This is a genomic window from Nocardia sp. NPDC051787 (assembly GCF_040681325.1).
Lineage (GTDB): Bacteria > Actinomycetota > Actinomycetes > Mycobacteriales > Mycobacteriaceae > Nocardia.
On sequence record NZ_JBFAYO010000004.1, the window covers coordinates 201,862 to 215,677 of the forward strand.

The 13,816-nt window shown below is 67.1% G+C and carries 15 protein-coding genes; 7 read left to right on the forward strand and 8 right to left on the reverse strand.

The window, feature by feature from the left end; translation table 11 throughout:
* Window positions 1-533: 533 nt before the first annotated feature.
* The gene (locus AB0M45_RS06145; protein WP_364323462.1) at window positions 534-1,874 is read left to right on the forward strand and encodes a CoA transferase; all 1,341 of its coding nucleotides are present in this window, start codon (window positions 534-536) and stop codon (window positions 1,872-1,874) included.
* 91 nt (window positions 1,875-1,965) lie between these two features.
* Here the strand turns inward: AB0M45_RS06145 and AB0M45_RS06150 are convergent, their stop codons facing one another.
* The 7 genes from AB0M45_RS06150 to AB0M45_RS06180 form a co-directional block, all read right to left on the reverse strand.
* Window positions 1,966-2,160 (reverse strand): hypothetical protein, encoded by a 195-nt coding sequence (locus AB0M45_RS06150; RefSeq protein ID WP_364323464.1) that lies wholly within the window; start codon window positions 2,158-2,160, stop codon window positions 1,966-1,968.
* A gap of 415 nt (window positions 2,161-2,575) precedes the next feature.
* A complete protein-coding gene (locus AB0M45_RS06155) occupies window positions 2,576-3,232 on the reverse strand; it encodes a class II aldolase/adducin family protein (RefSeq protein ID WP_364323466.1) in 657 nt (218 codons plus the stop codon).
* Entirely contained in the window at window positions 3,229-4,182 is a 954-nt protein-coding gene (locus tag AB0M45_RS06160; RefSeq protein WP_364323468.1) for a PfkB family carbohydrate kinase, read from the reverse strand. Before AB0M45_RS06160 ends, AB0M45_RS06155 begins: the two co-directional genes overlap by 4 nt.
* Window positions 4,169-5,620 (reverse strand): aldehyde dehydrogenase family protein, encoded by a 1,452-nt coding sequence (locus tag AB0M45_RS06165; protein ID WP_364323470.1) that lies wholly within the window; start codon window positions 5,618-5,620, stop codon window positions 4,169-4,171. Before AB0M45_RS06165 ends, AB0M45_RS06160 begins: the two co-directional genes overlap by 14 nt.
* A complete protein-coding gene (locus tag AB0M45_RS06170) occupies window positions 5,617-6,429 on the reverse strand; it encodes an SDR family NAD(P)-dependent oxidoreductase (RefSeq protein ID WP_364323472.1) in 813 nt (270 codons plus the stop codon). Before AB0M45_RS06170 ends, AB0M45_RS06165 begins: the two co-directional genes overlap by 4 nt.
* Window positions 6,416-6,895 carry an SRPBCC family protein gene (locus tag AB0M45_RS06175; RefSeq protein ID WP_364323474.1) on the reverse strand — a complete coding sequence of 160 codons (480 nt, stop codon included), beginning with the start codon at window positions 6,893-6,895 and terminating at the stop codon, window positions 6,416-6,418. Before AB0M45_RS06175 ends, AB0M45_RS06170 begins: the two co-directional genes overlap by 14 nt.
* A complete protein-coding gene (locus tag AB0M45_RS06180) occupies window positions 6,892-8,277 on the reverse strand; it encodes an FAD-dependent oxidoreductase (protein WP_364323476.1) in 1,386 nt (461 codons plus the stop codon). The genes AB0M45_RS06175 and AB0M45_RS06180 overlap by 4 nt, the downstream gene beginning before the upstream one ends.
* Window positions 8,278-8,470: 193 nt before the next feature.
* Between AB0M45_RS06180 and AB0M45_RS06185 the strand changes: the two genes are divergently transcribed.
* The 4 genes from AB0M45_RS06185 to AB0M45_RS06200 all read left to right on the forward strand — a co-directional run bounded on the left by AB0M45_RS06185 (window position 8,471) and on the right by AB0M45_RS06200 (window position 11,152).
* Window positions 8,471-9,106 carry a TetR family transcriptional regulator gene (locus AB0M45_RS06185; RefSeq protein WP_364323478.1) on the forward strand — a complete coding sequence of 212 codons (636 nt, stop codon included), beginning with the start codon at window positions 8,471-8,473 and terminating at the stop codon, window positions 9,104-9,106.
* Between the two features lie 258 nt (window positions 9,107-9,364).
* On the forward strand, window positions 9,365-9,874 hold the full coding sequence (locus AB0M45_RS06190) for a hypothetical protein (RefSeq protein ID WP_364323480.1): 510 nt from the start codon (window positions 9,365-9,367) through the stop codon (window positions 9,872-9,874).
* 197 nt (window positions 9,875-10,071) lie between these two features.
* Window positions 10,072-11,004, forward strand: a complete 933-nt coding sequence (locus tag AB0M45_RS06195) for a helix-turn-helix transcriptional regulator (RefSeq protein WP_364323482.1) — start codon at window positions 10,072-10,074, stop codon at window positions 11,002-11,004.
* Entirely contained in the window at window positions 10,949-11,152 is a 204-nt protein-coding gene (locus AB0M45_RS06200) for a DUF397 domain-containing protein (protein WP_364323484.1), read from the forward strand. Before AB0M45_RS06195 ends, AB0M45_RS06200 begins: the two co-directional genes overlap by 56 nt.
* Before the next feature lie 18 nt (window positions 11,153-11,170).
* Here the strand turns inward: AB0M45_RS06200 and AB0M45_RS06205 are convergent, their stop codons facing one another.
* Window positions 11,171-11,740, reverse strand: coding sequence for a helix-turn-helix domain-containing protein (locus tag AB0M45_RS06205; RefSeq protein WP_364323486.1), 570 nt, complete (start codon window positions 11,738-11,740; stop codon window positions 11,171-11,173).
* Window positions 11,741-11,857: 117 nt separating this feature from the next.
* On the opposite strand from AB0M45_RS06205, the gene AB0M45_RS06210 reads away from it, so the two are divergent.
* Together AB0M45_RS06210 and AB0M45_RS06215 are read left to right on the forward strand one after the other, a co-directional pair.
* A complete protein-coding gene (locus AB0M45_RS06210) occupies window positions 11,858-12,910 on the forward strand; it encodes a nucleoside hydrolase (protein ID WP_364323488.1) in 1,053 nt (350 codons plus the stop codon).
* Window positions 12,907-13,791 carry an amidohydrolase family protein gene (locus AB0M45_RS06215; protein ID WP_364323490.1) on the forward strand — a complete coding sequence of 295 codons (885 nt, stop codon included), beginning with the start codon at window positions 12,907-12,909 and terminating at the stop codon, window positions 13,789-13,791. Before AB0M45_RS06210 ends, AB0M45_RS06215 begins: the two co-directional genes overlap by 4 nt.
* Window positions 13,792-13,816 lie beyond the last annotated feature (25 nt).

A 13,816-nucleotide genomic window follows, 5' to 3' on the forward strand; every position in this document is an offset into this window, starting at 1 on the left:
GCACGTGACGGACAGGTCATCGGATTCACGCGCTGTTTTCCGCGCCGTGAGCCGCGGTGCAGCACCTGGACATATTGACCGAATTCCCGCGTCTCGTCGCCTGCCGCTATCCTCACTGGCGAGAAGGCATGTGTGACAGCTCTTTTCACATCTCGGCCGGCAATATCGCCGGACATTGACGCAACCCCGCTGTCCGGCGAACGCCCTGAACCGCGCTGCACTGTGGCTCCGATGCGACCCGCTTGTCGGCACTCGCTCCGCAATCGCGCCGAGAAGTTACCCGCGATGGGATGATCGCAGCCTCTGTATGCTCGGCGGCGCGGCACCGATGGCTACGAGATCCGAGCGGCGATGGCTCCGGCGACGTGTGATATTGCACGCCTGCGCACCAGCAACGTTCCCACCCCCATCCGCAACGCCGCAGGTGGCACCAGAGATCGGCGGCGCGGGCCGGCAGTCGTGGCCTCTAAGAGCCCGCGCGAAGATCAACCGCGGCACGCGCCTGCTCCGGTGCGGCAACTACGCTGAAGCGAGTGAACACGCACGCACGGCTCGTCCATGACTACGAGGCCGGTATCGGTGTCACCGCCTCGCCCATCTCCCCCGCGCCCGATCCGGGTAGCAATCTCGCCGCGACATTACCGGTCTGGGCGCTGGCGGCCGGTTCGGTCGCGACGCTGACGGCAGCGGCGAACCGCATGCGCGAAGCGCGTGGCCTCGACCCGGTGGCCCACCGCATCGACCCCAGCCGCATCACCGCGGCCTTCTCCAGCGAGAAACTGCTACGCGTCGGGGACCGAGGGCCGACGCTGTTCACCGACCTGTCCGGCTTCTTCCCCACCTTCGACGGCTGGGTCCGCACGCACGCCAACTATCCGCACCACCGCTCCCGCCTGCTCGCCGCCCTCGACCTGCCCGAGTCCGCGCCCGTCGATCTGGCCGTCGCCCAGATGGCCATGAGCCGCGCCTCCGATCTGGAGGATCGGGCCGCCGCGCACGGCGCGATCGCGGTCCGGGTCCGCACCGAGCAGGAGTGGGCCGCGAGCCCGCAGGGACAGGCCGCCGCCGCGGGTCCCGTGGTGGCGATCGCACCGCGCGCGGACCGCGGTGAACCCGGGTTGCCGTCGGGTGCAGCACCTTTGCAGCCGCTGCGGGGTGTGCGGGTGCTCGATCTGACCCGGGTGATCGCGGGACCGGTCGCGACGCGGGCGCTGGCGTTGCTCGGCGCCGAGGTCCTGCGCGTCGATCCGCCGCAGCTGCCGGAGATCCCGTGGCAGTACGCGGACACCTGCCAGGGCAAGCGCTCCACGCTGGTGGACCTCCGCACACACCGGATCGACGAGCTGATAGCCGCCGCGGACGTGCTGATCACCGGCTACCGGCCGGGCGCGCTGGAGCGCGCGGGCGTGCGCGCCGCCAGCCGTCCTGGCCTGATCCACGGGCGGGTATCCGCGTGGGGCGAGATCGGTCCATGGGGCGGGCACCGCGGCTTCGACAGCATCGTGCAGGCCGCCTCGGGGATCTCGATCCTCGAAGGCGCGCCCGCGGTACCGGGTGCGCTGCCCGCGCAGGCGCTGGACCACGCGTCCGGCTATCTGCTCGCCGCGGGCGTGATCGATGCGCTGGTCGCCCGCGGCGAGGACGGCGTCGGCCGGGACGTGCGGGTCGCGCTGGCACGCACCGCATCCTGGTTGCTCGACGCGCCGGATCGCACGCCGCGTCATCCCAAGGCCGCGGCGCCGAACCCGGCGCAGGCGGTCCGGCACGGGCAAATCGTCACGGCCCCACCCGCCCTCGCCGAATACCCGGATTACGCCTGGCCCGCGCCCGCCTACGGCGCGGATCGTCCCGCCTGGCCGCTGCCTGCGCACTGACCGTCCCGCCGGGGCGCCGGGGCGCCGGGGCGCCGGGAAAATCCTTTGCGGAGTCCCGGTGGCAGGCGATCGGAGAATGGATCATCGACGCCTACGAGGCTGCGCTCCTTACCCGCGAGGTAGCTATCGAGCAGTCCCCGCCACCGACGAACACGATCGCGATATCGGTGCGCCGGTCGTGGTCGATGCGCACCATGCCCGGTAGCCCTCCGGCTGGCCCGTACGGCGGCCGCCGCAGCACTGCGGGGCGCAGCGCGGCCAGGATCCCGGCCCGGCCTGCACCCACCGCCACACCGTGCGTTCGCTGACTCCGATCGTGTGCGCGGTGAGCCGCAGTGTTCGCCGGTCAGCTCGTCGGCCTGGTCCAAGGCCGTCAGCCGGTGCGCAGCGGCACGCCGCAACGCGCGCACGCTCACCTCGACCACTGCGACGGTCCTTTCGAATCGCATTGGCCCGCACGAGGTTCCCGGCGAGCCTGCTGACTGCTACTCGACCACATTGGACCACGATCCACCGGCGGCACGCGGCGGTTCACTGGCATTTCTCGTAACGAAGGACAACTATCCGACGGGCAGGATCTAGACGCGGGCGAACCGGGTGCCGATCTCGGCGGAGTGGACGTGCCCGCTGATCACGTGGTCGCCGTGGGCAGCGAAGGTGGCGTGGATGTGGGCCTTGCCCTCCCGGACCTCCGCGCAGCCCTACTGGATCGGGTGGGTGCTGCCGTATCCGGTGCGGAAGGCGACTTGTACGACTTCCTGGATTTGCGCGTCGGTCAGCGAGGCCGGTGGCGCTACCGCTGCGGCATCGAGGTAGACCCGGCACAACCATTCCAGGAGCACGGCGTTGTCGAAGGCGGCGTCGAGTGAGTTTCCGACGGCGACCGATCCGTGGTTGGCCAGTATCGCGGCGGTTCGGTGTCGTAGTGCGGCCAAGGTTGTCGAGGCGAGTTCCTCGGTGCCGAATGCGGCGAAGGGCACGACCGGTAGGGGTCCACCGAGGAGGAGTTGCTGGTAGTGGACGACGGGGAGTTCGGTGGTGATCAAGGACAGGGAGACGACTGCCGGGGAGTGCGTGTGGACGACGGCATGAGCTTGCGAGGAGCGGTAGACGCCGAGGTGGATTTCCAGTTCCGAGGTCGGTCGCAGGTGCCCTGCATGGTGGTGGCCGTCCAGGTCGACGACCGTGACGTGGTCTGCGGTGGTGTCGGCGAGGGTGACGCCGGTGGCAGTGACGGCTACGAGGTCTCCAACGCGGGTGCTGACGTTGCCGGCTGTGCCGAGGACGAGGTGGCGGGCGGCGAGTTGGCGGCTGGTTTCGGCGACCGCTGCGCGAGCGGCGTCGATTTCGGTGGTCATCGAGAAGGCTCCTGTTCGCGACGGGTGATGAAGTCCTGCACGGTGTCGAGGGTGTAGCTGCCGAAGTCGCTGCCCAGCCCCTGGGCCACTTGGGCGGCGGTGGCGTTGCCCAGTCGTGCGGCCTGCTCGGGGTGCATGCCGAGAGAGATCCCGCGCAGGAACCCGGCGGAGAAGGCGTCACCACAGCCGCTGGTGTCGACGACATCGACAGCGTAAGAGGGAACCTCGGTGATGCCTTCGGCCGTGGCGATCACCGTCGGATCGGCCCCTGCGGTCGCCACGACACAGCGAGCGCCACGTTCGACGAGTCGGCGGCACCCTTCGTGCAGAGTGGACGCGACGGTCCAGCCCATGACCTGTTCGTCGTTGGGCAACAGATAGTCGATCTCGGGTAAGGCCGATTCGAAGTAGGCCAGCGCCTCGGGCACACCAGGGGCCAGGCTGTCTGCGGAGGTGACCGCCCCTTGTTCGCGGGCGCGGCGCAAGATCTTCCCGCTGAGGTCACCACCGTAGAACTCCGGTCCACCGAGGTGGACGATGTCGGCGTCGTCGAGCGCCTCCCACGGGATGTATTGGGGCAGATACTGGTTGGCGCCGATGACATGCAAGGCCGGGCGCGATCCATCGGGACGGATCGGCAACACCGTCGCCGAGGTCTGAACCCCGGATTTGCGGTGCAGCAGGGTGGTGTCGACGCCGTCGAACTGCAGCAGTGTCGTCAGTAACGCACCGATCGGATCATCGCCGACCACACCGCAAGTGCGCACCTGCACACCGAGCTTGGACATGACCATTGCCGTGGCCGCGGCGGTGCCGGCGGCGCTGATGGCGATCTGCTCGACGAGCGTCCCGCCTTGTCCGGCGGGGATTTCCTCCACCGGGCGGACAAGGGTATCGAGCACATGAACGCCCAACGCGACCGCCCGGAGTCGTGCGTCATTGCCTGTCATCGCGAACCTTTCGGGTGGGCGCGGCCCAGCGCTGCGTGGCCGCGAGGTGGGAGGTGGTCGAGGGCATGGTCGACAGCAGTCGCACCAGCCAGCGGCCGAAACGGTTGTAGGGCGGTTCGATCAGCCTGGTGAGGTCGGGACGCAACGGTTTGTCGAGCACCGCTTTGTCGTGACTGAACGTCGCGATCGAGCGTTCACCGTGGTAAGCGCCCATCCCGCTGGGGCCGACACCACCGAAGGGCAGCTCTGGCACTGCCAGGTGCAGCAGCGCGGTTCCGCAGATGACGGCGCCCGAGCTGGTGTGCCGCTGAAACCGGCGGCGGACGGGCGCCGATCCGGTGAACACATACAGCGCCAGCGGTTTGTCGCGGTCGTTGACGAAGTCGACCGCCGCATCGACGTCGGCCACCTCCACGATCGGCAGAATCGGTCCGAAGATCTCTTGTTGCATCACCGCCGAGGTGGGGTCGACGTCGGTGAGCACCGTCGGTGCGAAGTAGCGTGCGTGCTCGTCGACCTGCCCGCCCGCCGCCACGGCGCCGTCATCGAGGAACTTCGTCAGCCGTGCAAGGTGATCGGCGGAAACGATGCGTGCGTAGTCGGGGCTGTGCCGGGGATCGTGGCCGAACAACTCGGTGATCGCCTCGCGCAGCGCGGCTTCGACGGCGGGCCGGGCTCGGGGTGTGGTGAGCACGTAGTCGGGCGCGACGCAGGTTTGTCCGGCGTTGACGAATTTGCCCCACGCGATGCGGCGTGCGGCGACAGTGAGGTCTGCGGTCTCGTCGACCCACACAGGGGATTTGCCGCCGAGTTCGAGGGTCACCGGCGTCAGGTTCGCGGCGGCGGCCTCGAGCACGATCCGGCCGACACGACCGCTGCCGGTGAAGAAGATGTGGTCGAAACGCTCACCCAACAGCGATGTCGTGGCCTCCACACCACCCTCGACGACCCGCACGGCCCGCCTGTCCAGATAGCGCGGCACGAGTTCGGCCAGAATCCGCGACGTGGCGGGGGCGAGCTCACTGGGACGCAAGACGACGGTGTTACCGGCGGCCAGCGCGCCGACCAGTGGCCCCAGGACCAGTTGGAGGGGATAGTTCCAGGGCGCGATCACCAGCACCACGCCCAGTGGCTCGCGTACGACGGTGGCACGGGCGGGATGCAGTTTGATCGGTATGCGCACGCGGCGCGGGCGCAGCCAGCGCCGCAAGTGCGTGAGGGTGTGATCGATCTCGGTGATGACGACGCCGATTTCGGTCAGCAGGGCCTCGGTGGCGCTTTTGCGCAGGTCCTGATGCAGAGCCGTGGTGAGGGCGACCTCGTTGTCGCGTAGTAGCCGCCGCAGCCCGAGAAGCTGTTCGCGACGCCACTGGATCGGGCGAGTGGTCCCGCGCTGGAACGTATTTCGCAGGTCGGAGACCGGGGACGGCGCATTCATCGGCGTTGCTCCCCGGTCTCGCCTCCAGGCTGCTGGTCGTCGAGCAGCAGCTTGGCCAGGATCGCGCGACGCACGCGGGGCGGCACGATGCGTCCGAAATGCACGAGGGCGGCGGTCGAGCGGGGAAACGCATAGGAGTCCCTTGCCCGCACTACGGCGCGGATCATGTGTTCGGCGGCGGTGTCTTCATCGATTTCACCAGGGGCGCTCATGCCGTCGCCGACCGTGGCGTCGGTTCTGACGAACCCCGGATAGATGGACACGAAGCGGATCCCGGTGCCGGCGTACTCGATTCGGTAGGTATCGAACAGCACCCGCAGCGCGGCCTTGGCCGCGGAGTATGGCCCTTGCAGAGGGATTCCGTACCAGCCGGCCAGGGAGTTGGTGTGGGCGACGGTGCCGTGGCCGCGTGCGCGCATATGGGCAAGGACCGGCACCAGATAGTTGACCGCGACGTCGTAGTTGGTGCGCATGTAGCCGGTGATGGCCTCGGCGCTGGAAGTGCGCAGGTCCAGCGCGGGCGCGCCCCCGGCGTTGAGCAACACCACATCGATGCCGCCGTGCAGGTCGATGACCTGCTCGACGACCTCGCGGGCAGCCGCGGCGTCGGTCGCGTCCGCGGGATGAGCAGAACAGGGGCGCCCGCGACTGTTGAGGTCGGCGGCGAATTCATCCAACAGCTCGGCGCGGCGGGCGGTGATCGCGACAGCGGCTCCGGCGTCGGCGGCGAGTTCAGAAAAGCGCCGCCCGATTCCCGAGGACGCACCCACCACCAGGATCACCGTCCCGGCGAGGTCATTTCCCGACATGGACACGCTCGGAGAGGATGACGGTTTCCAATGTGCGCATGGAGGCGTCGAAGTCGGCCTGCATGGACTTCGACAGCAGCCGGTGGACCAGTACGCCGAGCGGGCGGGGGTTCAGGCTGAAGTGAAACTCGTAGGTCATTGCGGTGGCGGCACCGTCACCTATGGGCGCGAAGCGAAAGACGTTGACGACATCGCGCAGCGGGGCGAAGCCTTCGCCGGAGTCGATGCGCAGACTCATCGGCTCGATCTGCCGCACGGTCCACTGCGCATGGGTGGTCAACGGCCCGATCGACCGGACCTGTTCGGTGTAGGTGCCGCCGGGGCGTGCTTGCCCGTGGTGGGTCTCGACTTGCAACACGCTGCCGACCCAGTCGGCGTAGCGGCTGGTGTCACTGGTCAGTGCCCACACTTCCTCGGGCGTCACCACGAGGTTGCGGTGGGCGCTGATGACGAATCGGTCGGTCACGGTTGTGCTCCTTCTGTTTCGATGATCTCGGTGGCGATGTGTTCGCCTGATCGGACGGCGCCGTCCATGAATCCGTTCCAGTAGTCGGCATGTTCGGCACCTGCCCAGTGCACCCGGCCGAACGGGACATCACGCCAGTGGCCGAATTCGGTCAGCACGCCCGGCGTCAGCACCGATGTCGGGCCGCCGCGGGTCCATTCCTCGGCGGTCCAGTCCTTCTCGATGACGCTCGACGGCTGTAGCGCGCGGGGGCCGACGACGGTGCTGAATGCCCGCAATACCGCCCCGATGCGTGCACCCGCCGGTTTCGGCGCCCACGCTCGCCACTGGCGCGCGCCGACGAAACCCATCAACACGCCCGGCCCGCCATCGGGTGGGGAGTTGTCGAACATCGAGCAGACCGGGACGGTCGGGTCGCGGAACGCGCCTTGACCGGACAGGCCTTCCGCGCGCCAGAACGGCTCGGGGTAGACCGCTTCGACTTTCGCGAGCGTGCCGAAGTTCATCCGCTGAAACAGTGCCTCCTGGGGGGCGGGTAGCACCGGGTCCCATGCGATGCGTGTGGCCAGCACCGGTGGCACGGCGACTACTACCCGCCGGGCGGTCCAGGTGCCCTGATCGGTGTGGACGGTCACCAGTGCGGGGGTTTGGTCGATGCGGCGTACGGGTGCGTTCAGGGTGATCGCATCGCCGAGCTGTTCGGCCAGCAGTAGCGAAATTCGTTGCGAGCCACCGACGAAGCGCGATTCCTGTGCGCCGCCGGCGACATTCATCATGCGGGCCACCGTGCCTGGGGTGTGCTCGTTGCCGGCTCCGGCGATGTACCACAGGCCGAACAACGCCGAGGAGTCGGTCGCCGATCCGCCGAACGCGGAACCGAGCAGGATGTCGAGCAGGTCCACTCCGCCGTCGGTGAGCGCGCCCCGCCGCGCCCAGGTGGCCAAGGTCTCGGCGTCGAGGGCTCGCGCGTTCGGTGCGTTCCACGGCTGCGCGAGCGGGATGGTGTGTGCAATGCGGTCCAGACGAGCCATGAGCCTGCCGACATCGGGTAGCGCGGTGGGATCCGGTGGGACCCCGTTGCCGAACCGGCGCGCCTTGCCGTTCTTGACGTAGGTGCTGGCGCCGCTGTCGTAGGCGGGGAAGGTGTCGACCCCCAATGCCGCGGCCAGCTTCAGGACATGGTCCTGGGTGGGGCCGACGAATTGCCCGCCGGCCTCGACGATGCGGCCGTCACCGAGATCGTGGTTGACCGTGCGCCCGCCGACTCGATCGCGGGCCTCGAGAACATGGACGTCGAGCCCGTTGGCGCGCAACGCCCGCGCGGCGGTCAAACCCGCCAAACCCGCGCCGATCACCAGGACGTCGGTGTTGTTAGTGCTCATCGGCTCGCCCAATCGGAGGTCGTGCTCGCCTGCGGACTGATGCCGAGGTGCAGACGGTGATAGGCCATAAGAACTCCTTGGTTTGGGGTGGGAGACCGCGTGGTCGGCGCTGGAGGGACAGCGGGTCTGTACCCGACAGTACGCAAACTTTGGCCAAATGGCCAGAGTTCATTGGGGTGGGTACCGTGCTCTTATGGGCAACGGACGTCGGGCGCACTATGCGCGGGGCCGCGAGCGACGCGATGAGCTGATCAACTCCGCGATCGCGATCATCGCCGAGCGTGGACTCGAACGGGTGACCTTCCGAGCGGTCGCCGACCATGCGGGCCACCCTGCCTCCACGACCAGCTACTTCTTCGCCTCGGTCGACGAGGTCATCGATGCCGCCATCACCCGCGTCGCCGAGACCATCACCGGCAAAGTCGCCACACTGTTGCGGACGGCACACTCCGGTGCAATCACACGCGAACAATTGGCCGAAAGCCTGATCGATCTAGTCTCCAAGCAGGACAACAACGATTCGATTGCCCAGTTCGAGGCCTATCTCGCTGTCCGGCGGCGACAGGAGCTCAGCCAACCGGTCCAGCGGATCATGGCGGTAATCGAAGACGCGACGAAGCAGGCACTCGAGGCGTTCGGTGTCACCGATCCCGACATTCCCGCCCGGCAGTTCATCGCCCTGATCGACGGGTTCACCTTGCATGAGATCGCACGACCGGGGGATCCCGCCAGCCGCCAGGCGCTAGGCGATCTCATGGTCCGCATCCTCGATTCCTACATCGGGACACCGGCGGCTACCTCGGGCGGCGCGCCGCACACTTCCCCCTGAGGGGCCGATATGTCGCGATAGCCGGTTTCGGCGTACTGCGTGACGAGACGAAGCCTACGCAGCCAAGCTGCAACGTTTCGGAAGCGCCGTGGAACACCACGCTCGATCGCGTCGCCGAGCCGCTGTTCGTGGTCGTGGCGCTGCGTCTGCGCTACATCCGGGGGAACTGTCGAGCGAGAACTGCGTCAGTGTCCGCGACTTCCTTCTCCCCAGACGATTCCGGGGCGCTAGAGCCCTGGGGCCGGGTAAGAAGGAACCGTGCCAACAGAGCTGACTGTGTTCTCCGATTACCAGCAGATCCACCTCCTTGATAGCGCCTCTTCCACCGAAGTGGCAGACCAATGGTTCGATTCCGCACTGCCCGACCACTTGGCACTGGCGAACGACGCGATCGGCATCCGTACGGGGCTCAATGGTCACGTCACCGTCACCATCGACGTGACCGACGCCCCGCCGGCCGATGACAAGGATGCCTTCGGCACTGTGACGGAGTGCAGTCTCCGAGCCGACTCCGGCACGTTGCGGCTCACTTGTCCGACCTACGGCGAGGAGGACGGCGATCTGGTGACAGTTCCGAGGGGTTGGCTGCGGTTGCGCGTATCTCTGACGAGGTCGCCGGATGACGCGGACTACGACGAGGACTCGGACGATTCCGCCGATCTGCAACACATCCGGATTCAGTGCTGGCCTGCCGAACCCAGCGATGCCGTCTTGGTCAAGGGCTGGAATCCCGAGACAGGCTCATTCCACCCCGTACCGATGGACTGAGTTCCGTCGCGTCGCTTCATTCGCGTTCCTCGCGAACAGAATTGCCGTTAGTGCCGATTTGCGCTGTGGCGGTGCCGCTGGATGCAACACTTCCTGGGATTATGCGGCGATCGGATGAGCATTCGTGATGGTGGCGCGGGGCGGGATTGCGGCGTGCTGTGCTGTTGCGAGCAATGAAACTCGCAGGGAGGGCGGCAATGTCGGAGAACGGATCGACGCTCGCGCGGCGTCAGCTGGGCAAGTACTTGCGTGAAGGGCGGGAAGAGTGTGGACTCACGCTTCAGCAGGCCGCAGCGCTGATTCAGCGCAGCGCCAGCACTTTGCAGCGGATCGAGAAGGGGATGGTAGCGAATCTGCGCGAGGTGGACCTCGAGGCGCTGTGCAAGATCTATGGGTTCGATGCAAACCAGACCGAGGCTATGAAAGCGCTTGCGGCGCGCGGCGATGTGCAGAACTGGTGGAACGAGTATGACGATCTGATTCCCGCCAAGTTCGATTTCTTCATGGGATTGGAGGCTTCTGCACAGAAACTGACGACTTACGAGTCCGAACTGGTGCCAGGACTGTTGCAGACACCGGCCTATGCGAGCGCTTTGATCCATGCCGTCTATCCCGACGACAGTGCCGAGGAGCATGCACGAAGGGTGCAATTGCGGATGCGCAGGCAGACCAGGATCACGCGGAAGTTCCAGCCAGTAGCTCTTGATGTAATCCTGCGGCAGTCGGTGCTGCACGGTGTGGTGGGCGGCTACAAGGTGATGTCGTCACAGATGAAGCACTTGGCGGACATAGGAACTCGGCCGAACGTGAGGATTCGCGTGCTGCCTTTCAGTGCGGGATTCCCGCTCGGGGTGGCGGTCGGTCCGTTCGTCGCGCTGGAGTTCGGCATGGACAACAGAGGCCAAACGATCGAACCGCCGGTTGTATACACCGAATGCTTCACAGGTGATCTGTACCTGACAAAATCGACTGCCCTCGAGCGATACCATCAGGCATACAAGAGCCTCGAGCGGGCCGCGTTGGACGATGTTGCCAGCAGAAGGCTGCTGCGGCAAATGGCAAAGGAGTACGCGAGTGATGGTCGACCTATCGACGGCGAAGTGGTTCAAGAGCACCCGCAGCGGCGGTGACAAGAACTGTGTCGAGGTCGCCTTCCTCGCGAACGACCTTGTCGGCGTTCGCGACTCGAAGAACCCATCAGGCCCGGCACTGGTGTTCACCTCGGCCGAGTGGTCGGCCTTCACCGTCGCGGCGACTCGCGGCAGGTTCGGTCGCTGACAGCTTGCCGCCCCGCTCCTAGCCTGCGGCCAGGGCTGCCACCGCCTGCGCAAGCCGGTCCCCGTCCGGAAGTTTCGCCTCCGGGACGATCGTCTGCAGCACGCCGAGTCCCTGCACGAGCACGAAATACAGCTCCGCGACCGCCTCGGCCTGGTCGTCGCTCAGCTGCGGGTGCGCCTCTCGCAGGGCCTCCGCCATGTCGCAATACGCCCCGGGCAGGCTCTCGGCGAAGAATTTCTGCGATTCCGGCGAGCGCGCGACACGCACCAGGTTTTCCATGCTCGCCAGCATGTTGTCGCGATTGTCGGTGAATACCGCGGGCATCGCATTCCACAGTGCGGCGAACGCGGCCAGCGGCGCTGCACCCTCACCCTGGCGGATCAGCGCCTCCATGCTGTCGCCGATCGCGGTGCCCAGGCCATCGGTCAGCGCCTCGGTGATCAACTGCTCCTTGGAGCCGAAGTGGTAGCCGATCGCCGCCAGGCTCACCCCGGCGGCGGAGGCGATGTCACGGGCCGTGGCTTTGGCCACGCCGCGCTCGATGATGACTTTTCGTGCTCCCGCCAGTAGATCCTCGCGATTTCCCATGACCACAGGCTACAACGCCTTAGACAAATGTACTAGACGAATGTACTAACTACCGCCACCATCCGGCTATCGGCACCTCGGCGCGGGGACCGCCCTCCGGCTGGTTAGTCTCATGCTGTGCGGCAGAAGATCATCCTGGACGTCGACACCGGCATCGACGATTCCCTCGCCCTGCTGTACCTGCTCGGCTCCCCGGAGGCCGAGATCGCGGGGATCGCCGCCACCGCGGGCAACGTGTCGGCGGCGCAGGTGGCGGCCAACAACCTCGCCTGGCTGGACGTCTGCCACGCACCGGATATCGAGGTCGCGCTCGGCGCCGCCGACCCCCTGGCGATCCCGCTGCGCACCACCGAGGACACGCACGGGCCACAGGGCGTCGGGTACGCCGAACTGCCCGCCTCCACCCGCCATCTCTCGTCGCGTTCGGCCGCGCGGATGTGGGCCGAGCTGGTGCGCGCGCATCCGGGCGAGATCGTCGGACTCTGCACCGGACCGCTGACCAATCTCGCCCTCGCCCTGCGGATCGAACCCGAGCTGCCGCGGTTGCTGCATCGCTTGGTGATCATGGGCGGCGCGTTCAACCACCCCGGCAACACGACGCCGACCAACGAGTGGAACGTGCACGTCGATCCGGAGGCCGCCAAAGAGGTCTTCGACGCCTTCGCCGCGGCACCGGCGGACCGCAGACCGATCGTGTGCGCGCTCGACGTCACCGAGACCATCGAGATGCGACCCGAGCACCTGGTCCGTCTTGCCGAGCGCGCGAAAAGCTTTCCGGTGGAACTCGTCTCGGCTGCCGAGCCACCCGAGGCCCGCTCGGTCGCAAGCAATCCGATAGTCCGGTACGTCACCGACGCGGTGCGGTTCTACTTCGACTTTCACGACGGTTACGACCTGGGCTACCTCGCCCACATGCACGATCCGTTCGCGGCAGCGGTGGCGCTGGATCCGTCGCTCGCGCGCACCCGGCCCGCGACGGTGGACGTGGAATTGGCGGGCACCATCACCCGCGCGACCACGGTCGCCGACTGGGCGGGCATGTGGGGACGCGAACCGAACGCCGACATCGTGGTCGGCACCGACCCGGAGTTGTTCTTCGAACGGCTGATCAGCCGGGTCGGCGATTTCGCAAGGGCGGTCCACCCGCCCGCTACCCAGGAGGTCCGGTGACCGGCACCGACGACACCGGCTACCTGTCCGCCTTCCGCACCGAGCTCGGACTGCCCGGCATCATCGACGTCCACACCCATTTCATGCCCGACCAGGTGCTGCGGAAGGTGTGGGCCTACTTCGACTCGGCCGGTCCGCTGCTCGGCCGGGCCTGGCCGATCGCCTACCGCGCTGACGAGCAGGTCCGGTTGAAGACCCTGCGCGACTTCGGCGTGCGAGCCTTCACCGCGCTGGTGTACCCACACAAGCCGGACATGGCCGCATGGCTCAACGAATGGACTGCCGACTTCGCGGCACGCACCCCGGATTGCCTGCACACCGCGACGTTCTTTCCCGAGCCGGGAGCCGAGAGCTATGTCGCCGCGGCCGTGCAGGGCGGAGCCCGCGTCTTCAAAGCGCATGTCCAAGTCGGGGGTTACCATCCTGGAGACCCGCTCCTGGACCCGGTTTGGGGCCTGCTGGAGGACGCGCAAATCCCCGTCGTGATCCACTGCGGTTCCGGACCGGCACCGGGAACGCACACCGGTCCGGAACCGATCGCCGGTGTGCTGCGACGCTTTCCACGTCTGCCGCTTATCGTCGCGCACATGGGCACACCCGAGTACTCCGAATTCCTCGACCTTGCCGAGGCTTACCCGAACGTGCGACTCGACACCACCATGGTGTGGACCGATTTCTCGGAGGCCGATGCCCCCTTCCCGATCGGCGAGCACGGCAGGCTGCGCTCCTTCGCCGACCGCATCCTCTTCGGCAGCGATTTCCCGAATATCCCGCATTCCTACGGCCATTCGGTCCAGGCGCTCGCGCGGCTCGAGCTCGGCGACGACTGGCTGCGTCAGGTCTGCTATCGCAACGCGGCGACGTTGTTCGGCATCGAATGACCCCGGTTCGGCGTCGAAATGCCGG